The organism is Thalassococcus sp. S3 (genome assembly GCF_004216475.1).
In the GTDB taxonomy this organism is placed as follows: domain Bacteria; phylum Pseudomonadota; class Alphaproteobacteria; order Rhodobacterales; family Rhodobacteraceae.
In genome coordinates this window covers 1-21,920 of sequence record NZ_CP022305.1, presented here as the reverse complement: position 1 = coordinate 21,920, position 21,920 = coordinate 1, and the positions used below count along the sequence as shown (strand labels likewise).

General features: G+C 62.1%; 16 protein-coding genes. 6 read left to right on the top strand and 10 right to left on the bottom strand.

Going from position 1 to position 21,920, the window contains the following annotated elements:
* Positions 1-12: 12 nt before the first annotated feature.
* Positions 13-1,140 (bottom strand): sugar transporter, encoded by a 1,128-nt coding sequence (locus CFI11_RS23875; RefSeq protein ID WP_130410236.1) that lies wholly within the window; start codon positions 1,138-1,140, stop codon positions 13-15.
* On the opposite strand from CFI11_RS23875, the gene CFI11_RS23870 reads away from it, so the two are divergent.
* From CFI11_RS23870 to CFI11_RS23850, 5 genes are all read left to right on the top strand, one after another.
* On the top strand, positions 1,141-1,815 hold the full coding sequence (locus CFI11_RS23870) for a hypothetical protein (RefSeq protein WP_130410235.1): 675 nt from the start codon (positions 1,141-1,143) through the stop codon (positions 1,813-1,815).
* 126 nt (positions 1,816-1,941) lie between these two features.
* Entirely contained in the window at positions 1,942-2,733 is a 792-nt protein-coding gene (locus CFI11_RS23865) for an ABC transporter permease (RefSeq protein ID WP_254449124.1), read from the top strand.
* Positions 2,734-2,848: 115 nt separating this feature from the next.
* Positions 2,849-4,384: a glycosyltransferase gene (locus tag CFI11_RS23860; RefSeq protein ID WP_130410234.1), complete on the top strand. Its 1,536-nt coding sequence runs from the start codon at positions 2,849-2,851 to the stop codon at positions 4,382-4,384.
* Between the two features lie 57 nt (positions 4,385-4,441).
* Positions 4,442-5,512, top strand: coding sequence for a hypothetical protein (locus CFI11_RS23855; protein ID WP_165390398.1), 1,071 nt, complete (start codon positions 4,442-4,444; stop codon positions 5,510-5,512).
* A 7-nt stretch (positions 5,513-5,519) separates the two neighbouring features.
* Positions 5,520-6,731, top strand: a complete 1,212-nt coding sequence (locus tag CFI11_RS23850) for a hypothetical protein (RefSeq protein WP_130410232.1) — start codon at positions 5,520-5,522, stop codon at positions 6,729-6,731.
* Here CFI11_RS23850 and CFI11_RS23845 read toward each other — a convergent pair.
* Both CFI11_RS23845 and CFI11_RS23840 read right to left on the bottom strand, forming a co-directional pair.
* Positions 6,709-10,839, bottom strand: a complete 4,131-nt coding sequence (locus CFI11_RS23845) for a glycosyltransferase family 2 protein (RefSeq protein WP_130410231.1) — start codon at positions 10,837-10,839, stop codon at positions 6,709-6,711. The genes CFI11_RS23850 and CFI11_RS23845 overlap by 23 nt on opposite strands.
* 145 nt (positions 10,840-10,984) lie before the next feature.
* On the bottom strand, positions 10,985-12,853 hold the full coding sequence (locus CFI11_RS23840) for a glycosyltransferase family 2 protein (RefSeq protein WP_130410230.1): 1,869 nt from the start codon (positions 12,851-12,853) through the stop codon (positions 10,985-10,987).
* Positions 12,854-12,962: 109 nt separating this feature from the next.
* Between CFI11_RS23840 and CFI11_RS23835 the strand changes: the two genes are divergently transcribed.
* A complete protein-coding gene (locus CFI11_RS23835; protein WP_130410229.1) occupies positions 12,963-13,718 on the top strand; it encodes a hypothetical protein in 756 nt (251 codons plus the stop codon).
* Between the two features lie 26 nt (positions 13,719-13,744).
* Here CFI11_RS23835 and CFI11_RS23830 read toward each other — a convergent pair whose 3' ends face one another.
* From CFI11_RS23830 to CFI11_RS23800, 7 genes are all read right to left on the bottom strand, one after another.
* Positions 13,745-14,653: a sulfotransferase gene (locus tag CFI11_RS23830; protein WP_130410228.1), complete on the bottom strand. Its 909-nt coding sequence runs from the start codon at positions 14,651-14,653 to the stop codon at positions 13,745-13,747.
* Positions 14,650-15,618: a glycosyltransferase gene (locus CFI11_RS23825; protein ID WP_130410227.1), complete on the bottom strand. Its 969-nt coding sequence runs from the start codon at positions 15,616-15,618 to the stop codon at positions 14,650-14,652. Before CFI11_RS23825 ends, CFI11_RS23830 begins: the two co-directional genes overlap by 4 nt.
* Positions 15,619-15,801: 183 nt before the next feature.
* Positions 15,802-16,956, bottom strand: a complete 1,155-nt coding sequence (gene glf, locus CFI11_RS23820; RefSeq protein WP_130410226.1) for a UDP-galactopyranose mutase — start codon at positions 16,954-16,956, stop codon at positions 15,802-15,804.
* Between the two features lie 116 nt (positions 16,957-17,072).
* The gene (locus tag CFI11_RS23815) at positions 17,073-18,005 is read right to left on the bottom strand and encodes a GDP-L-fucose synthase (RefSeq protein WP_130410225.1); all 933 of its coding nucleotides are present in this window, start codon (positions 18,003-18,005) and stop codon (positions 17,073-17,075) included.
* A gap of 2 nt (positions 18,006-18,007) precedes the next feature.
* Positions 18,008-19,072, bottom strand: coding sequence for a GDP-mannose 4,6-dehydratase (gene gmd / locus CFI11_RS23810; protein WP_130410224.1), 1,065 nt, complete (start codon positions 19,070-19,072; stop codon positions 18,008-18,010).
* A gap of 85 nt (positions 19,073-19,157) precedes the next feature.
* Positions 19,158-20,570: a mannose-1-phosphate guanylyltransferase/mannose-6-phosphate isomerase gene (locus tag CFI11_RS23805; RefSeq protein ID WP_130410223.1), complete on the bottom strand. Its 1,413-nt coding sequence runs from the start codon at positions 20,568-20,570 to the stop codon at positions 19,158-19,160.
* 78 nt (positions 20,571-20,648) lie between these two features.
* Positions 20,649-21,644, bottom strand: a complete 996-nt coding sequence (locus CFI11_RS23800) for a replication initiator protein A (RefSeq protein ID WP_130410222.1) — start codon at positions 21,642-21,644, stop codon at positions 20,649-20,651.
* Positions 21,645-21,920: the final 276 nt, after the last annotated feature.

Genomic DNA, 21,920 nt, shown 5'->3' with positions numbered 1-21,920 from the left:
GCGGCCCTTCCGTCAGCGCCTGTCCCGGATGGAGTAATAGATCAGGATCAGGATCGCCCAGGCCATCAGCAGGAATGCGGTTGTCAGGCCCAAAAGGATCTCCCGTTCGGGATATTCCGCGGTCTCGGCCAGGGTCGGCCGGACATAGGCCGCAAGATACCGGCTTTTCCGGCGCGCTTCGGCAAGGGCCGCGTCATAGGCCGACAAAGCGGCGGTATAGGCCTGCTCGGCGAATTCGCGATCCACGGTGAGCCGCTCGAACTCGGCCACCAATGTGGCGTAATCCTCGCCGCCCGGCCCTTCTCCGCCGACACCGAATTTCTGACGCTCCTCCGAGATCCGCTTCTGGATCACGTCGATGCGACGTTCGGCCTGGCCGATCCGGGGATCGCCCGACCGGGCGGTTTCGCTGATCAGATCCAGTTCGATCAGGGCTTCGGCAAGCTGTTGCTGAAGCGTGTTGAGCAACCCGACCTGCCCCTGCACATCCGCCGACGGATCGACGATCTGGGTGCGGGACCGGAATTCGGTGATCCGCTCGCGCGCCTGTTTGAGCCGTTCCACGGCCACGTCAAGCTCTTCGCGGGCATAGCGGATCGTGTCCTCCCGCGCGATGGCCGAGATCTGGTTGATCATGGCCGAGCTCTCGTCAAAGATCGCCTGGGCGATGTCTTGGGAATCCTGCGGTGTGAAGGCATGGACCCGCAATTCGATCAGACCGGTACTGGCATCGTAGAAGATGCGCACCATCCGGCCCCAGTAATCGACCAGATCCTCGATCGCCTCTTCGGGGTCGAAGCTGAAGACCGGATCGTTTTCCGGCTTCGAATAGATGGTCCTGAGATCCAGCCGCGTGTCGATCGCGCGCACCAGTTCCTGGCTCTGGATATATTCGTAAAGGATATCGGTGTCGGTCGAGCTTGACCCGCTCAGATCGGTGATGCCGCCGAAAAGCTCCATCGCGGAGCCGGCATCTTCACGCCGGACCGAAAAGCCCATTTTCGAAGCGTATTGATCCGCTGCCCAGCCATAGAGATAGACGCCGGTCGCCGTTGCGGGTGCGAAAACAAGCAGCAGGAAGCTGAGGATGATGCCCCAATGGCGGCCCCGTGTGCGGGCCGGGCCGGCGACCGCATCCACATGCGGCTGCAGAACCTGCTGCTGGGCGGCCTGCTGCGGTTGTGGCTGGCGCTGTCCCTGCGGCTGATGGGGCGCGTTCTGTCCTTGCGGCCGGTGTTGCTGGTTCTGGCCCCCCTGGCCTTGACCATGTCCCTGCCCTTGGCCTTGGCCGTGCGGCCTCTGACCGCCCTGCTGTCCCTGGGGTTTCTGACCGCCTTGCGGACCCTGCTGCCCCTGTCCCTGGCCTTTGTTCTGCTGACCGCCTTGCCCGCCCTGGCCTTGCCCCTGGGGCTTCTGGCCACCGTGCTGACCCTGACCCTGACCCTGACCCTGACCCTGACCCTGATTGCCTTGTTGGCCCTGACCCTTTTGTCCACCCTGCGGACCCTGGCCCTTTTGTCCGCCCTGCGGACCTTGAGCGTTTTGGCCCCCGTTTTGGCCCTGACCGCCCTGGCCTTGGTTTTTCTGCTTCCACTGACCCTTTTGCGGGTTGCCTCCGCCGCCCTGGCCCTGACCTTGCGGCTTGTTCTGGCCGCCCCCCTGGCCCGCCGGTTTGGCCGGATTTTGCCCATCGGATTTGCCCGCGGCAGCCGCATCCCCCTGGGCGGGTTTGTCATTGCCCTTGGCAGGCTTATCCGCCTCCGCTCCGGTCTGAGGGGTGTCGCGCTCTCGATCCAAGTCAGCGGATTGCTCTGAGGGAGCGGTGGGCTTTGGTTGCGCCAACTTGAATTCCTTGAAATAAAGCAACGTTAGGACAGATGACTTACGTCCTACAGATGATTTGAAGGCAAATCCAGTTCAAGAGTGGATCGCTCAAGACACATGTCCGCCACCCCGAAGCTCCGCGCCCGCCGTCTGAGAACGTGGCGTACCGTGATGGCCCTGATGCTGCGCGAGATGTCGACCACCTATGGCCGCTCGCCAGGCGGCTATATCTGGGCCGTGCTGGAGCCTGTCGCAGCCATCGGATTGCTGACGATCGTGTTCAGCCTGGTTCTGAAATCTCCCGGGCTCGGCACGAATTTCCCGCTCTTTTATGCGACCGGATATCTGCCGTTCTCCTTCTATCAGCAGGTGGCGGGCAAGACCGGGGCCGCGATCGGCTTTTCCAAGCCGCTTCTCGCCTATCCCGGCGTAACTTATGTCGATTCCATCATCGCCCGCTTCATGCTGAACGCGCTGACCAACCTGATGATCATGTATATCGTATTTACCGGGATCATCATCGTCTACGACACCCGCAGCATCATCGACGTGATGTCGCTGGCCCAGGCCCTGGCCATGTCGGCCGCCCTTGGCCTGGGGATCGGGTGCCTGAACTGCTATCTGGGCGCGACCTTCCCGATCTGGGGCGTGATCTGGACGGTGATCAACAGACCTCTCTTCATTGCATCCTGCATTTTCTTCACCTTCGATCAGGCGCCCCGCTTCGCGCAGGACTTCCTGTGGTGGAACCCGCTGGTCCATATCGTGGGCATGATGCGCCGCGGGTTCTATCCGACTTACGATGCCGGTTATGTTTCAACGCTTTACGTCTATAGCATTGCCATCGTGACAATGTGTTTGGGCTTGATCCTCTTGCACCGATACCACAAAGACATTCTGAACGATTGAGGCCTGCCGTCACTTGACGTGCCATGCCAAGAGGAAACGCACCCGGAGACCTTATGCACATTTGTCTGCCTGAATTCACTTTTTGCCCATCTTCGGCCAAAGGGGTCTGCGCGGCATGAAAATCCTGTTCTACAACTGGGTCGATTATCTGGATGACGAGAACCGGGGTGGCGGCGTCTCGGTCTATCAGAAAAACGTGCTCGCATCGCTGGAGGGCCAGCCGGATGTCGAGGCGTTGTTTCTCTCCTCGGGGATCTCATACGATCTCTTCTCCAACGAGCCGCGTTGGGAAAAGGTGCGCCATGGCCCCACAGAGGACCGCGAGCGGCGTTTCGAGATCGTCAATTCCGGCGTCCTGTCACCGGCGCATCATTCCTTTGGCAACGAGACCCAGATCGACCATCCCGCGACGGTTGAGACCTTCTGCGATTTCATCGAAACTCACGGGCCTTTCGACGTCATCCATTTCAACAATCTCGAAGGTCTGCCCGCCACGGTGCTCAAGCTGAAAGAGCGGTTTCCAGAAACCCGCGTCATCCTGTCGCTGCACAATTATTACCCGGTTTGCCCCCAGGTGAACCTGTGGTTCCAGGAGGCGGAAAACTGCCTTGACTTCGATGGCGGCCGGAAATGCGAAAGCTGCCTGCTGCACAAGGTCGATGAGCGTATCGTGCGGCTGGCCAATGCGGTGGCCTTCAATCTCAAGAAAAACGGCATCCGTCCGGGCACGCGCACCTTCGACAAGGCCTTCATGCCTGCCTTGCGCATCGCGCGCCGCTCGGTTGGGGCCTATATGCGTCTATCGCGACGGGGCCGCAAGGCGATGGCCCCGGCCCAGGCGCCGATGCCGAACATGCAGGTGGGTCTTCTGACGCGGGTGGAGCCGACCTTTCTGAACTTCAAGCGGCGGCGCGAAACCTTCACCGATCTCATCAACACCCATTGCGATCAGGTGCTGTGCGTGTCCGACCGCGTCGGCGTTGTCGCGGCCAAGTTCGGGATCGATCCGGCGCTGCTCAGGACCAGCTATATCGGCACCAAACATGCCGAGAAATTCGCCGAAACCCGGGCCAAGGAGACGATCCTGCCCGAAAGCGGCGTCCTCACGCTGGGCTATCTGGGCTATATGCGGCGCGACAAGGGCTTTTACTTTCTGCTCGACGCGCTCGAGGCGCTGCCGACCACCCTGGCGCGTCAGCTGCGTCTGGTGATCTGTGCCCGCCGGGGGGATCATGAGACGATGTACCGGATCTCGGCCCTGGGCGAGAAGCTTGACCAGGTCCTTTATGCCGACGGCTACAATCACGACGATCTCGACCAGCTTCTGGAAGAGGTCGATGTCGGCCTGATCCCGGTCCAGTGGGAAGACAACCTTCCGCAGGTCGCCATCGAGATGCATGCCCGTCATATCCCGCTTTTGACCAGCGATCTGGGCGGAGCCAAGGAGCTTGGAAACTGCCCTGACATGGTCTTCGAAGCCGGAGATGTGGAAAGCTTCCAGGAGCGGGTCGAGGCGCTTCTGGAGGGTCAGATCACCACCGAAGGATATTGGCGCAATGCCAAGGCACCGGTGTCGATGGACGAACATATCTACGATCTTCTCGCCCATTATCGGGGAGAGACCAAGATGACGACAGCGAAGACAGCGTAAGAACAGACGTTTGGCGGTACGGCGGTAATGCGGAAGATCCTTTTTCATGTCGGAGATATGAAAACCGGAAGCACGTCGATTCAGCAGGCTCTGGCCAGTCAGGCATGGCGCTGCCCCAGCCAGACGCTGGATTATGTGGTCGCTCCCGAAAACCCCTATCACCACAGCCTCGCCATGGCCTTTGCCCTGGAAGATACCGAGGCGATCGATGCCGAGATGCAGGCCCTGAGCGAGCGGATCGCGCAATCGACGGCGGATGTGGTGGTGATGTCGAGCGAGCTGTTCGAGGAGGTCCCGCCGGAACGGTTTCAGGCGGCGATCCGGCGGTACCTGCCGCAATATGAACCGCTGATCCAGTTCCTGATCTATACCCGCCCCCATGCCAGCCGGTACCTGTCTTCGTATTCGCAGGTCATCAAGCTGGGCTATTTCCTGGGAACGCTGACCGATTATTTCGAAGACGCGCTGGAGGATCGGCGGTTTTTCCATGCCGACCGGTACATGCGCTGGCGTGCCGTGTTCGGGGATGCGGTAACCGTACGGGCCATGCTGCGCCCGGAACTCTTCCAACAGGATGTGGTGCAGGATTTCTTTCATATCGCCTTTGACGGCGCGGGATTTCAGGTCGTCGATCTGCCGCAGACGAATGAATCGCTCGCCCTGTCGGATATGGCGGTGCTGCGCGATTTCCATCAGCGCCTGAAAATCAATCACCGATGGGGTCAAAAGGCGATGCTGACGGCCCGGATGCGGGTGGGAGAGCGCCTGTCGGAATTTCTGATGCGCACCCCGCCTGTCGCGGGCAGCACCCGCCTGGCCCTGCACCGCGAGCTGATGGACCGGATCGAAGAGACCTACGGGCCGGATGCCGTGGCGCTGGATGACGCGTTCTTTGAGGGCCGGCCCCTTTTTCAGACCGCCATGGAGCAGGCCTCCCAAGCGGCGGTCGACGAAGAGCAATCGCTCGATATCCTGGATTACTTCGCGCCCGGCATCCTGCAGCAGACGCAATTCTGGGCCGATCTGATCGGGGACCTGATCAAGCGCGACCCACAGCACTGGGACCTGTTTTTCCTTGAGATCCTGAACCGCGAGATGCGGGGCCTGTCTCAGGCGGACAGTGTTTGAGGGGACCATGACGAAGGCATTGATCGTTCATATCGGGGATCACACCACGGGCAGCGCGCGCCTGCAGCGTTGTCTAGCCGGTGGACATGCCAGGGCAGACGAATTCAAGCTGTTCTATCCGCAGGTTTTCGGCTCGGAGCTGCATCACAACCGGGCCGCCCACGCCTTGCATGCGGCCGATCCGAAGGATTCCGAAACGACCTGTTTCAAGCTGCTGCAACCGATCCGGGACGGGGATGCCGACATGGCGGTCATCTCGGCCGAAGCGCTTGAATTCGCCGATCCGGCCGATGTGCGCGACGTTCTTGAATCGCATATGCGCTGGCTGGGCAAACAGGCGCGGATCGTGGCCTATGTCAGGCCCCATGCCGAACGCTTTCTGATCGGATATGAACAACAGCTGCGTCTGGGTCTCTTCTTTGGGGACCTTCAGGCCTTTTTCGACATGACACGCGCCGATGGGCGCTTTCTCTATCACACCCGGTTCGAACGCTGGAAAGCGGTGTTCGGAGACCGGCTGACCGTGCGCCCCCTCCTGCCGGACCACCTGGTGGGAGGAGAGATGCTGAGCGATTTTCTGGACATGGTCTTCGAGGGGCGCGACTACACGCTCTCCGATCTGCCTCCGACGATCGAGCGGCATGACCTCGCACAGCACGAGATCGCGATGATCTGCGCGCTTCAGGGTCGCTTGCGAGGCGTGATGCCGCGCAGCGCCGCCCATGTCCTGGGGGGATATGCGTCGCGCCTTCTGACCGAATTGCACGATGACACCGCGCCCGGCCTGGCCCTGCCCCCTGCCCTGGCAGAGCAGATCGTCTCGACCTATGCCGAAGATGCACAGGCGATGGACCGCGACTTCTTTGCAGATACCCCGCTCTCGACAGCGCTCGACGCCCTGAGACATCAGCCCGGATCAGCCGATTGGCCCGATATGGAAACGGCTGCGCAATTCGATCCCGAAACGGCGCGGCTGGTCGGGGTCTGGGCGGATCTGGTGGCAGAGATCTACAAGGACATGCCCGACAAATGGGGCCGGCATCTTTTCGCGCCCCAGTTCAGCTTTCCGCGTCCTCCGGCGCCGCAGACACCGGAGGAAATGGAAGCGCAGCGCGCGCAAGACGCCGCCGGGGCCACAGGCCCCGACACAGATCCCGACAAAGGCCCCGAGACGGAGGCCGGGCTGACCCCCCCGGCTACGCCCGCAGAAGACGCTTGACGGTTTCGTTCTCGAACCACGGAACCGACAGGGCCGGGTCGTAGATCCGGTCACGCCCCTCGGACAGAAGGGCCAGATACTTCTTATATTCCTCGGCATTGTTGAAATGCTGCCGGCGCTGCACCTCGGCCTGCGCCTTGGCCCGAAATTCGGCATTGTATTTGAAATGCGCAAAGACAAGGGCCTGATCCGACAGCTGGACGTCGGCCGCGTAATGCAGGCCCGCCGACAATCGCATCCAGGGCTTGTATTTCAGCAAGGCGATCTTCTGGGCCACGAAAAGCTCCGGGCGTGATCCCGGGATCAGCCGGTGGCGCAGACCGCTGGACCAGGTCGGCTGGTTCGAGAACGGTCCAAGACCCGACGAGGTTGTCAGAAACGCCTTGGCATCGACATAGCCGGCCTCGGCGAACGGATCGCCGCTGGCAAAACCGGCCTCTTCCAAAGAGCCTTGCGGATACATGTCGAGCATGAAGATCCGGGCCGCGTCACACGCGGCGAAATCAGCGCTTTGCAGCAGTGCCGGCAGGCTTTCGGTCTGTTCCTTCTGCCAGACCAGCAGCTCATCCGCATCGGCAACCAGGGACCAGCGACCGACCCGCAGGTTGGACAGGATCGCCTGCTGCCAGGCCACGCCATATTGCGAAAGCCGGTAATCGGTATCGACGGAAAAGACCGCAACATCGGGCTGTTCGGCCAGATATTCCAGCGTGCCGTCATCCGAACAATTGTCGGCGATCAGAAAGCCGGTGATGCCGAGCTTGCGGTAATGGGCCAGAAAATGCGGCAGCATGAACATCTCGTTGCGCATGCAGGCCACGACGGCGATGTCGGATCCATTGACCTCGGCCAGGCGCGCCTCGGAGCTGACCAGCTCCAGCGCGTTGGTCTCGGAGACCAGTTTGACCGGGGAATAGCTGGGCCAGATCTTCTTGGGCGTGAGGGTCGGGGCGGTGAGCTTTTCCACCGCCTCCTTCTGCGCGTGATGGGTGTCGAGATGGACCACCTTGGTCGGCGCGGCCGCGCTGGCATCGAACCCGTTGACCCAGCGCGACACGGCCAGCCCCTCGGCATGGCTGCGCCGCCGGACGGCGACGAAATGGTCTTCCTCGGACACCTCGATCTTGGCCTGTGCCAGAAGATCACCGACCAGCTTGTCTTCCATAAAGGAGTTCTGGACCAGCCTGCGCCCCTCCGGTGTCGCGGCCTGCTGCAGGAGCATATGCATCGCCCGGCGGCTGAGCGCATAGCCTGACCCGCCATCGGCATAGCGCGCCGGTTCGGGTGATTTATCCAGCTCCAGCCGCCCACGCGGCGATGTGGATTTGCCGAAATGCCAGCTTCGGTCCATCTGGCCCGCGACCAGGGTCAGGCGGCGGCCATAATAGTCGAACTTGCGATAGCTGTGGCTGTGGAAGAACTGGTCGACATTGAGAAAGCAATCATCGTCGATCTTGAGCATATGCGTGAAGGGGGTGTTCCGGGTCACCCAGTCTACCGTCGCCAGGGTCTTGAGAGGCAGGCCTTCATAATCGTCCGGCGCATCGAGATAGACGACATCGCCGTCCCGGCGCCCGTCCCCGTTGCCGACCACGACGATATAAGGCACGCCGATCTCTGCCAGCTGGGCCAGCCAGCCTTCGCGCATCGCCGCGATCCGGGTGTCGAGATTGGCCTGGCAGGAAAAGACCACGACGATCGTGTCGAAGAACGGCGAGGCCTCGGCCCAGTCCAGGCCGATCTCGGTGGACCGCTCGGCCTTGTCAGCGGCGGACAAGGCCTGGCTTGCACGGGGAAACAGCTCCAGAGCGGCCCCGGCAAACGGCCCCTCCACCATTCGTTCCGTGCGCCGCAGCGCCCGCAATGCCATGCGCAGGGCCGGCGCGTCACGGACGCTTTCGCTTTCATCCGGCGGCAGGGCGGCCCGGATTGCGCCAAGGCTGCCGAGCATCGCTGTCGCTGCCTCCTCCGCGCCCAGACGAATAAGACTGTTGAGCAGGCTGAGACCAATGCCAAACCCGACAAAAGCGCTGCGCTGGCTGGCTAATGTGGCCAGATCCCGGGACAGGACGGACAGCTCGCTCATCACGTCCTGCGTGGCATCCGGCGTCTCGGCCAGCCGCGCCAGGCAGGCCATTGCCCGTCGGCTCGTTGCAATCTGCAGCTGGTGGTACGGCGCGCGGGGCAGAGTGTCATAGCGCGCCGCCATTGCGGAGGCCGCCGCCGTGACAAGCTCGGGATCTCCATCCGAAAATCCGGGCGCCGCAAGGGCTCTCAGGGCTGCCTCGCCTTGTGACCGGCCCGTGAGGGTCAATGTGTCGAAAACGGTGTGCCCCGGCTTGGGTTCGATCCCCGTCGGCCCCAGCAGCTCGATGCGGAACCGCGTGATCTGCTTGGTCCCGGCTGCTTCGAAGAATGCAAGATCGGCCTCGATATCCCCTGCCCCGGTCTCGACACGCCGCACAATCGCCGCGAAGGCCGCCCGCCCGGCCGCGAGGCGCGGCTCGGGCTGCAATGTCCCGGCGGCCAGGGCCGCATCGACCAGATCCCAGAACAGATGCGACACGCCGTAATTGCGCAGGGCAAAGGCAACCAGATCACGCTGCATGTAATCGGCGAACCGGTCGGCATGTGTCAAAAGCGCGATCGTGGTCTCGGTCAGTTTGGTGCACCCAACCCGTTCCCAATAGGTATCGCTGCGCTTGTCGATAAAGGAGATAAAGGCGTGAAGGATATCCTCGCGTGCCTTCTCCCCCACTGCGAGCGGACCATCGGTGATCAGCGTCCGCACCACCCAGGCCACGGCCGGCGTAATGACCCAGCCGGTCAGTTCGGTGTTCAGCCGCCACAAAAGCCGCCGGATATCCTCGATCCGGTTCTGCATATAGAGAAACGGCAGGATCGAGGAATTGTGCCAGGCGCTTTCCGCCGCCTCGAAATGGGCCACGCCATCGGCAGCAGCCCGGGTGTAGAGGGTCTCGAAATCGTCACGCAGACAGAAATATTCGCTCAAGGACAGGTAAAGCGCGCGGCGGCCTTCCGGCGACAGGACATGATGGGTTGCGACATGCTCGGCCAGGGCCTGGGCCGGATCGGTCTCCGGGTTCGCCCGCATGGTTTCGGTGAAACGGGCCCGTGCCTGCTGCGCCAGGAGCATCTCGGGCGCGACCCGGACGGTCGGCGTCTCGGTCGGGTCGGTCTCGTCCGTCTCCGGCCTCTCGTCGGCTGCTGGCTCCGCTGATGTCAGGAAGGCCGTCAGCCCCCGTTCCGCGGCCAGGCTCGTCAGTGCCTCCCGCGCGGTTTTGCTCAGAAGCGGCATCAGCCCGGCATAGCGCACATGTTCGATGGCCAGCAGCATCGAAAAGAGATCCCGCTCTTCCTGGCCCACGATCTGTTCGATCTGCCGGACGATATCGGATGGCGCGATGGTCAGGGGCGCGCCACAGGGAATATTGTTCGACAACAGCTGGACCGTGACCGGAGAGCTTCCGGCGCGGCCCTGCCAGATCCGTCCCGGAAGGGTCGCGCGCACGCCGATATTGTCAGTCGGGGCATTGATACGGTGGGCAACGTTCGGACGGGCAAAGATCTCCGGTGCGGGCGGCATGTCCAGGCCGGGTATGTCGATGGCGATCGTCTGTTCGATCAGACCGGGATCGCAGGCCCAGCCCTCGATCGTCATCGGCAGAACAAGGCCAACCTCTCCCTGGCCTTCGCGGTCGGCATTGGCCGGACCGTCGATCACCACGCTCTGCTCGGGAATGCCGCCGGTGAATTCCACCAGGTCGATCCGCTCGAGATCCCCCAGCCGGGCCCTGTCGAGGTGAAAATCCGCCCCGTTGATCTGAACCGTCACACCGTCTTCGGCAAAGTGGACCTCGACGCTGTTCCCCGTCTCGTGCAGGGCCATCTCGTGAAATGTTTCGGCCTGCCATGTGTCGCCGGCGCGGCTGTTGGTGACCACATGGCCCGTCTCTCCCCGCAGGGAGAGGTGAAACAGGATGTCTTCCAGGTTTCTGTCGAAAAAGCTGATATTAGCGTAATGCGCTTTTGAAAATTCCGCCTCATAGGTAAACGAGGCCCCGCCATGGGTCCGGAAACTTAGCATAGTATATCCTCAAAGACAGCTTGCCGCTTCATCGCTTATGCCGTGAGAGCGTACCCGGACGCAATCACCGTCCGCCCTTGCCCGGCCAAGATGGTGAAACTGTGCAGGAACGTCAGGCTAATGCCTTGGAATCAATAACGTATGATCACCGACCCGCGGATGTGAGAAGCTCCTGGACGCGCGGGCCCACATAAGGGTCGAGCGTATCGCCCTCCAGGGGAAGAGCTGCTGCAAGATCCCGCGCCTGCTGGCAGAACAGGTCCATCGCCGCCGCGTCGGGGAAGGCGGCGAAGTTCAGCTTCTCCCACAGGGCCCGGGCGAAAAGCTGGCGATACCATCCATGCGGCAGGGCGCTGGTTTCGCCAAAGGTCTCGGCCATCCGCTCAAGCGCTTGGGCCAGCGCCTGCGGCGTTTCGGGCTGGCGCCAGATGCGGCGCGCCTCGGGCCGGTCGGCAATGCGCAGGCCCGGACGGGCGAAATAGGCCCCCTCCCCCGCCATCAGGGCGGCCTGCAGGGTCACGGACCAGCTCGACAGGGGGCCCGGGGGAAAGCGGATGTCGTGATCAAGCAGGAAATCGCGCCGGAAGATCTTGGCCGAGGGATGGGCGTGCAGGGCCAGAACAGAGGCTGGATCAAGCGTGAAGACCCCCGGCACCAGGCGTTCCTCGCGCCCGGTACTGTCGTGAAATCCGTTATGCTGGGGCGCATCGTCGGCCAGCCCGATGCGGAACCTGGAAAACCCGAACACCGTGGCCCGGCGTTCCATCGCCTCGACCCAGCCGGCCAGCGTGCCCGGCTCCAGCCGGTCGCCGGCATCGAAAAAGACGACGTAATCGCCCCGGGTCACGTCAAAGCCCCGGTTGCGGGCCGCGGCCAGCCCTGCGCTTCCGTTCATCAGAACCGAGGCCCGGGGCAGATCCCGGGCCAGGGCCAGGCTCTCCTGCCGGACGGTGTCGTCGTCACTGTCGATCACGATCAGGGTTTCGAAGTCGCGCATCGTCTGGGCCGCGAGGCTGGCCACCGTATCGGCCAGCGCCTGATCGACCTGGTCCGTCGGCACGATGACCGATAGCGGCAGACGCCCTTCCATCACGATCCGCCAGGTGCGCGAGATCCCCTCGTCCCAATCGGGCCGGTAGCTCAGGTCGTTGGCCGCAAAATAGCGCCGGGCCGCGCGGGCGAACCGGGTCCGGCGCACCGGATCGGCCAAGGCCGTGGCCCGTTCAAAGACCAGGCGGGACGCGATCCTCTGAAAGGCGGCTTCCTTGTCGGGCTTGTCGGAGGCCTGCATGATGTCATGCATCGTGTCGAGCACGGGAAACTGCTCGAAAACGCGGTCGGAATCCTCGCGTGTGATCTGCCCCTCGCGGCCCTGGGTCTGCAGATAAAGCGGCTCGGGCACATGTACGAGGTGATCGGTCCGGCTGGCCGCGCGGTAGAAAAAGGCGTGGTCCTCGAAATAGGTCCCTTCGTCGAAACGCAGCCCCTCGATCAGGCGGCGCCGGTAGAGCTTGTTCCAGGCCGAGGGGAAGTGGCGCACCACATCGGTCCAGCTGTCCAGGGCATATCGGTGCGGCAGGGCATCGTCCGCCAGATCGGGCGCGTCATGTATCGCCGAATGGACCTTGCCGGTCCCGTCCGCCCGGCAATAACGCAAACCGCAAGCCACCCAATCGGCGTCATGCTGCCTGAGCGCGTCATACATCCTGGCCAGCCAGTCCGGCGCGACCCGGTCATCCCCGTCGACAAAGGCGATGTAATCCCCCCCTGCCCGCTCAAGACCGGCATTGCGGGCCGCCGACAGGCCGCCATTGGGCTGGCTGATCAGGTGAAATCGCTGATCTTCGCCGATCGCGGCCTGTGCAACCTCAACACTGCTATCGGTGGAGCCATCATCAATGATAAGAACTTCGAATACTTCGACACTCTGCGCGGCCAGGGCCGCGATACAGTCACCGATATGATCCGCGAGATTATAACATGCGACGATTACTGAAATTTTTCCATCTGACACGCAAAAAACTCCCCTAAAGGGCGCCCACCCTGCCTGCGATATCGGGAAGAACCGTGATTGTGGACATCCGAAAGTAATATAGTAGAAGCAGTAGACGAACAGATCGAAAATGGAACACCAAGATTTGCCTGAACACCCTTATCTGATCCTAACCCTGCGGCGGACGGGTGGCACATCACTGACGACGTTTCTATCGGAAGTTTCCTCCTTTGCCACGAAAGAGCATGAGCCGTTCAATCCGGACCGGGTCTGGGGCGGGATCACCGAAGAGTTCAAAAGAACCAAGAACGTAGACCTTCTGCGGAGCAAACTTGGCGAGGCCCTGCAATCCCGCCCGAACATCAAGCATTGTATCGAGGTTGTACCCGGTGTGCTCACACAGGAGCTCATAACGGCCTGCCATGAACGGCAATACCGCCTGATGCTTCTGACCCGCAGAGATGAGACCAGCCGACTGATCTCTCTGTTCCTGGCACAATCCACCGGGGCCTGGGGGCCGGATGAAGCCAGGCAGATCTATCGCAATATCATGGCCGGTCAGACCAAACCCAATCCGATCCAGCTTCACGAGGTCAAGCAGCGCTATCTTCTGGATGCCGGTATTCTGGGCCAGACGCTGTCGGTGCTGCGCTACAAGGAGATCCCGTATAAATGGCTTGTCTTCGAGGAGCTCTATAAAGGTCAGACACCGATCGAGACCCAGGCGATCGAAATCGCGAAATATCTGGGGCTCCGGATCGAGGCGGAAGATCCCAACCTGGCGACCTTTTCCAACCAGCCCGGCCAGAATTCAAAAGTGATCGAGCCTTATGTGCCCGGCATTGCCGAAGCACGCGATATCCTGTCCCGCGAAGTGGTGGCCTGAGCCACCAGCCGTAGCCAAGCGCCTGGTTACACCTCTCCGACGACGCTGCCCAGATTGGCATGCGGCCAGATCCGGTCGATGAAATCCGCGCCGAACCTGTCCGCGCAATAGCTGTAGGTGGGGTCGTAGAAGGCCCGGACGGTGGCAAGTTGTTCCGCCGACGGCTCGGATGTGCGCGGCGAGTAATTGGCCAGTTTGTCCAGGTTCGGCGCGACGCGCTCGATGCCAAGGAAATCGCAGAGGCGAAACACCTCTTCGTCCGAAAAGAAGGTTTCGTAGAACCCAAAGTAGATGTTGTCGCGCCCGAAAACCGTTTCGAGGTTGGGCACGATGACGTCGTATTGCGTGCGGTGCAGGCACCAGTCCTGCACCGCGGCTTCGGCAAACCGTTCGGCGGCCGGCTTCTTGGGCGCGCGCCCTTGCTGCTGGGCGTTGCGGTCCCCCATGCGGATCGCGGAATAACACCGCTCCAGCGGGTCGCGCATCAGAAGGACGGGTTTGACGTGAAACCCGTTGCTCTCCAGAAGCTGCCTGATCTGGGTCAGCTCCTCGACATTCAGCATCGAATAGGATGGCGTGATATCGCCCACGAGCTTGGTTCCGGGCCGGGCCCACAAGCGTTCGAAAAGCTGGATATAGACGTTTGGATCGGCCTCGGCGGCGATGATCTCGAACCGCTCCATCAGGGCTTCGGGGCTGGGTCCCAGCTTGGGGTTGGATTGCTTGACGGCCTGTCTGTATTCGCCAAGCACGGTCTGGAGATAATCGATCTTTTGCAGCCTGCGGGTCTTGGTATCTCCGGTGGCGAAAGACGCGTTGAAAACGGCCTTTTCCTTCACCACGCCCATTTGGCATTCCGGGTGACGTTCGAGATACTGGAACACCCAGGTCGTTCCGCCTTTCTGAGCACCGACACCAAGCAGGAATGTTTTCATGGCATTTTCACCTTTTGTTGTTCCAGAGACGCCCGGCGGCGGAAGAGCGCGTCGCGGATTGCGGACATCAGATAGCGATAATATTGCGGGCGGTCCTCACCATAGGGGCGCCCGGCCAGGGTCCATTTCAGCAAAACCACCGGCAGCGCGCACCAGAACCAGACCGGCCCGGCAGCGCGGTGATACAGGATCAGCCCGTTGCGGTAGATGTAATAGATCTTCCAGAGCGGCCGATAGATCTTGGGACCTTCGGGGGCCAGGGTCGAGCAATCATGTTCGAACCGCAGGCCCGGCACGAAGGCGATCCGCCCGCCGGCCCGGCTCAGCTCCAGCGTATAGATCGAGTCGTCGGCATAGATGAAGAGGCGCCCGTCGGGATAGCCCGCCATATCGATGGCGGCGCGGGACAAGAACAGTCCGACAAAGGACGCGCCGTCGATCTTCCGGGGCGTTTCGGTGTCATAGGCGCTGTCGGGCAGGTGAAACCCCATCCGTCCGCCCCCGATCAGCGTGCGCAGAAAGGCGCGGGCATGCCAGAAGGGGTTGATCCAGGGCCGGTTGGTTTCACAGATCCGGCCATCGGGATAAAAGGCCGCCCCGGCCACGGCCGTCCAGCCCGACCAGTCCTCTGCCCGGAACGCCGCGAAGGTGCCGGGTTCGGGGCGGGCATCGTCATCCATCAGCACCGTCCAGTCGGGATCGAACCGGTCCTGGATCGCCCGCAAGCCCAGCTCGAACCCGCCGGCCCCGCCCAGATTATCCTCGAGCAGCAGCACATCGAGGCGCGGATCGGTCTGGCCGGCCAGCCAGTCCCGGGTGCCGTCGGTCGACAGGTTGTCGACCACCAGAAGATGATCGAGCGGTTCGGCCAGAAGGCGCGCCACGGTCTCGCGCAGCTTGTCGAGCCGGTTATGGGTGACCACGAGCGCGGCAAGGCGCATCTTTGACGGGGCGGGGTCGGTCATCGCGCGGACCGGTCACCGGAAACGGGGTAAGGGCTGAAGCCTTTAATACGTATGACCAGAACCGTCATTTACCTGTCCGCTTCAGACGTCGTCGCAAAGACATAAAAGATATCCCCAGCCATCGGTGATCCTCTTGAGCCTGTCAAGCGCGTGCCCGACCCGGCTCTTATCCCGGCCCGTCTCTTATAACGGCGGCTTCACGAATGTGGGCATGGACGTCCCGTCGTCACGGTGTTTGAGGAAGGCTGCGGCGGTATCGAGCGCCTCGCGGATGGTGACATCCATGTCCAGATAGCGGTAGGTGCCCAGCCGTCCGACAAAGGTCACGCCCTCGACCTTCTCGGCCAGCGCCACGTAATCGGACAGCAGCGCCTTCTCCTTGACCTGGCGGATCGGGTAATAGGGGATGTCGTCGGGCTCGCAGGCGCGCGAATATTCGCGGTAGCAGACCGATCCTTCATGGCTTTCCCAGGGCGAGAAATGCTTGTGTTCGGTGATGCGGGTATAGGGCACGCCCTCTTCGCCGTAATTCATCACCGCGCAGCCCTGATAATCACCGTCATAGGTGAAGCGTTCGAAATCGAGCGTGCGGTATCCCAGCCGCCCCAGCCGGTAATCGAACCATCCGTCCAGGGGACCGGAATAAAAGACGTGATCGTAGTCGCCGGCCTGATCCTGGGTGAAGGTGGTGCTCAGATGCACGGTGATGCCGGGATGATCCAGAATGCCTTCGACCATCGCGGTATAGCCGTTTTCGGGCATGCCCTGGAATTGGTGGAAAAAGTAATTGTCGTCGTAATTGAAGCGCACCGGCAGCCGCTTGAGGATCGAGGCAGGCAATTCGGTCGGGCTCATGCCCCATTGCTTGATCGTGTAGCCCTTGAAGAAGGCCTCATAAAGCTGGGGGCCGACAAAGCGCAGGGCCTGCTCTTCGAAGGTTTCAGGCGTTTCGATGGATGTATCCGCCTTGGCTTCGATAAAGGACCGTGCCTCGTCTGGGCGCATGGTCTTGCCGAAGAACTGGTTGATCGTGTGCAGGTTGATGGGCAGGGAATAGACCGCCCCGCCGCTGGTTGCCTTGACCCGGTTCTTGTAGGGCAGGAAGGTCTGGAAGCGGTTGACGTAATCCCAGACCTCGGCATCGTCGGTGTGGAAGATATGTGGTCCGTAGACATGGATCATCACATCGGTTTCGGCATCCCGCTCGGTATGGCAGTTGCCCGCGACATGATCGCGTTGATCGACGATGGTGACCTCATAGCCGGCTTCGGCCAGTTCACGGCCGATCACGGCCCCAGACAAACCTGCACCGACCAGAAGAATCGAGGTCTTTGGCATGGACACCCTCCGCTTGTTCAACACGTCATACTGCTGACATGCTGGCGGGGGTGTAGAGCATCCCTATCCCGATTGCCATGGCCGAAACCGCGCAGACCGGCAAGGCCTTGCTTGGCTCAGAGCGTGTCCAGATAATGCCGGTAGGTGTCGGCAATGCCCTCTGCCAGCGGTCGGGCCCGGTTCCAGCCCAAAGCGTGCAGGCGGCTGCTGTCCATCAGCTTGCGCGGGGTGCCGTCGGGCTTGGTCGGATCGAAAAGAAGCGCGGCCTCATAACCCACAACATCGATGATGGTTTCGGCCAGTTCACGGATCGACACCTCGACCCCGGAACCCACATTCAGCGGGATCTCCCCCGAATAGGATTTCAGCAAAAAGACCAGCGCATCGGCCAGATCGTCCACATGCAAAAATTCCCGCAACGGCGTGCCGCTGCCCCAAAGCGTGACCGACGGCGCCCCGTCGCGCCGGGCCTCGTGCACCTTGCGCAAAAGCGCCGGCAAAACATGGCTCGTCTGCAGGTCGTAATTGTCGCCGGGCCCGTAAAGATTGGTGGGCTGGGCCGAGATGAAATCGGCCCCGTATTGCTTGCGATAGGCCTGACACAGCTTGATGCCCGCGATCTTGGCGATGGCGTACCATTCATTGGTGGGCTCAAGCGGGCCGGTCAGCAACGCCTCTTCGCGCAGGGGCTGTTCGGCGAATTTCGGATAGATGCAGGAAGAGCCCAGAAAGAGCAGCTTCTCCACCCCCGCCTGATATGCGGCGTGGATGACATTGGCCTCGATCATCAGGTTTTCGTAAAGAAAATCGACCGGATAGGTGTCGTTGGCATGAATACCGCCGACCCGGGCCGCGCAGAGGATGATCGCATCGGGCCGCTCGGCCTGCATCCAGTCCGCCACGTCGGCCTGGCGGGTCAGGTCGACCACGTCCCGGCCCGCGGTCAGGATCTCGCAGGGCTCCGCCTGCAGGCGGCGCACCACGGCGCGCCCCACCATGCCGCGATGGCCGGCGACCCAGATCCGTTTGGTGTCGAGCGTATAGACCATCGCTAGCCGTGCCGGTCCTTGCGGTCCTGTTCGCGGCGCACGACCTCAAGATCAGAGCGCACCATCTCGGCCGTCATCTCCCCAAGCCCGATCTTGTGGGTCCAGCCCAGCCTGTCGCGGGCCTTGGCCGGATCCCCGATCAGCAGATCGACCTCGGTGGGCCGGAAATAGCGCGGGTTGATGGCGACAAGGCAGCGATCGGTCCCGGCCTCATAACCGCGCTCGTCAACCCCTTCGCCGCGCCAGTCCAGCGTCAGGCCGACCTCGGCGAAGGCCAGTTCGACAAAGCTGCGCACGCTGTGGGTCTCGCCGGTGGCCAGCACGTAATCGTCCGGGGTATCCTGCTGCACGATGCGCCACATCCCCTCGACATAATCCCGGGCGTGGCCCCAGTCGCGCTGCGCGTCGAGATTGCCCAGATAAAGCCGATCCTGCAGACCCAGATGGATGGCCGCCACGGCCCGGGTGATCTTGCGGGTGACGAATGTCTCTCCCCGCACCGGGCTTTCATGGTTGAAGAGGATCCCGTTGGAGGCGTGTATGCCATAGGCCTCGCGGTAATTGACCGTGATCCAGTAGGCATAAAGCTTGGCCACCGCATAGGGGCTGCGGGGATAGAATGGCGTGGTCTCGGTCTGCGGCACCTGCTGGACCAGCCCGTAAAGCTCGGACGTGGAGGCCTGGTAGAATCGGCAGCGGTCCTGAAGATTGAGGATGCGCAGGGCCTCCAGCAGGCGCAGGGTCCCGATGCCGTCGGCATTGGCGGTGTATTCCGGGGTCTCGAAACTCACCTGAACATGGGATTGGGCGGCGAGATTGTAGATCTCGTCGGGCTGCACGTCCTGGATCAGGCGGATCAGGTTGGTGGCATCCGTCAGATCCCCGTAATGCAGATGGAAGCGGACATTCTGCTCATGCGGGTCCTGATAGAGATGGTCGATGCGTTCGGTGTTGAACGAGGATGAGCGGCGCTTGATGCCATGCACCGCATATCCCTTTTCCAGCAGAAGCTGCGCCAGATAGCTGCCGTCCTGCCCCGTCACCCCCGATATCAACGCTGTCTTCATGCTCGTCTCTTCATTTGTCTTCCCGCAGGCCAGGGATCCGGCCTGCCGCTGCGGGCCCGGCTCCGGTCACCGAAAGCGCGGGAGGTCACTGGCGCGCGTAGATATCCTCGTAGCGCACAATGTCGTCCTCACCCAGATAGCTGCCGGTCTGCACTTCGATCAGCACCATTTCGACCTTGCCGGGATTTTCCATCCGGTGCACGGCGCCGAGCGGGATGTAGACGGATTGGTTTTCCGTCACAAGCCTGACCTCGTCGTCGATGGTAACGCGGGCGGTGCCCTGCACGACGATCCAATGCTCGGATCGGTGGAAATGGCTTTGCAGGCTTAGGGCCGCGCCGGGTTTGACCACGATGCGCTTGACCTGGAAGCGATCCGAGAGGGCAAGGGTCTCGAAATGCCCCCAGGGCCGGTGATCGCGGGGAAAGTCAGTGGCCTGCCTGGCCTCCTTGGCCTTGAGCGCGGTGACCGCCTGGCGCACGTCCTGCGCGCGGCTGGCATCGGCCACCAGGACGGCATCGGGCGTGGCCACCGCCACGATGTCGGTCAGCCCGATGCCCACAAGTTCCAGGTTTTCGCTCTCGGAGCGCAAAAGGCTGTTGTGACAATCAAGCGCTGTGACCGGTCCGGATTGCGCGACCCCGTCGGGACCGGCCTGCAATTCGCGCTGGACCGAAGCCCAGTCGCCCAGATCCGACCAGCCCGCATCGAAGGGGATGACCGACAGGGCTTCGGCCTTTTCCATCACCGCGTAATCGATCGACACATCGTCCAGCCCCTCCCATGGCGCGGGCGCGAGCCGCACGAAGCTGAGATCGGTGCTGGCTTGTGCCACGGCATCGCGCACGCCCGGCACCAGATCCGGGGCATGGGCTTCATAGGCGCGCACCAGGGTGGAGACCGAGAACATGAAAATCCCGGCATTCCAGAGATAGCGGCCGGTCGCCAGCATCTCGGCGGCCCGGTCGTGATCCGGTTTTTCCACGAAACGGACAAGATCTGCCGCGTCTTCCCCCGGCGCCTCCGCCAGTTCGAGATAGCCATATCCCGTCTCTGGCCGGACCGGTGTGATGCCGAATGTCACGATCCGGCCCGCCTGGGCCAGGGCCAACCCCCGGGCCGCGGCGGCCTGGAAGGCATCGCTTTGGGGAATGACGTGATCGGACGGGGCCACCAGCATCACCGCGTCGGGCTGACTGGCCTGCAGATAAAGCGCGGCCGCCAGGATGGCGGGGGCGGTGTTGCGGGCCTCCGGCTCGATCAGGATCGCCGAGGGCGTGACCCCGATCTCGTCCAGCTGTTCGGCCACGATGAAGCGGAACGCATCGCCGGTGAGCACGAGCGGCGGGGCAAAGGCCGCCCCGCTCAGACGCTCGACCGAAGCCTGAAAAAGCGTGCCCTCCCCGACCAGGGGCACGAATTGCTTGGGGTAGCTTTTGCGCGACAGTGGCCAAAGCCGGGTGCCCGACCCGCCGCAGAGAAGAATGGGAACGATCATGCTGTCATCATCCAGTTGCTTTGCCGCATCATCATGGCACGGCGTTTCTCGTTAAACGTTAACGGCACGGGGTCTCGGTCAGATCGTCTCCTGCGCTTTCAACCACCCCAGAAAGGCGCGGTCCGGGCTGTTCAGGCGGGGCCGCCCCGTCCGGATCCACCAGGCCTTCCAGCGCGCCTCCAATGCATAGATATCGGCCCCCGGCCACAGATCGCGCGCCTGGGCCAGCGTGTCCGCCGACAGGACGGGACCATCGGCGAGATCGAGAATATCGGCCCGTGAGGTGACCCGCAGGATATCCCCCGGCTCTTCGCTGAGCGTGTAATCGGGCAGATGATCCTTGGCGATGATCTCGCGCACCTTGGCGCGGAACACCCGGCGGTTCGACACCGAACCCGATTTCTTGTGCAGCACCGGAATGGAGATCCGCCATTCGGATTGGCGCCCGCAATGTTTGCGCGCCAGCTCGTAAAGACGGCGTTCCAGCGGGCGGCGCAGGCGGAAATAGTCCCGGTTCAGCGTCAGCACCGATTTGGCCAGAACCGCCCGGTAAAGCCATTCGCTGAGCGTGACCATCACGCTGACCATGCGCCCGCCCTTGCTCTTGCGGACGATCTGCCAGCTTTCGATCAGGCCGAAACCGGATGTCACCTCGATGTCGGAGGTCGCGATATTCGTGGTGATCCGGGTGCCGGCCAGCCGTTCGAATGCCTCGCGCAGACGCCGGTAACTGTCGCCCGAGGTCTCGCGATTGGTGGCCACCAGAAGATCGTGGGCCTTCAGATGCAGCGTGCGGCTGACCTGCTGGCCCGCGTTCAGGCCCGCCATCAGCTGGCTGATGCAATAGATCAGGATATCCTTGTCATGGATCGTGGCACGGCCCTTGACCGAGGGGGTCACTTCCAGCGTGACATCGTTATGAACATAGCTGAGCACCCGGCGATCGGGACGGGTGGAGAGCGAAAAGATCGGATGCTCCATCGAGGCGAGGTCATCCTTGGGCAAGGCATCAAAGACATCACAGAGGAAAAAGTCTCCGTTGGGATGCCGGTCCGGTAAAAGCGCTGCCGTCATTTTTGATGCCTAAACCTGCCCGAGTCGCGCATCGTGGTTTCAGTGACGATCAGGGTAGAGTTATCCACAGATAGCGTCCACCGCTGAATCGGGGCTTCGGAGTCGGTTTGTCGGGGGTTCGGAGTCGCACGATCGGGGGATCAGAGTCGCCTTTGGAAAAAAGAAGGGGACAACCTTTTGAAATAAAATGGAAAAGTTGAGAGCACTTGATCCTTAACGATAAAAATAACAAAAATATAACTCAAAAAATCCTTCTTCGAGAGGGCTGGAGGATCA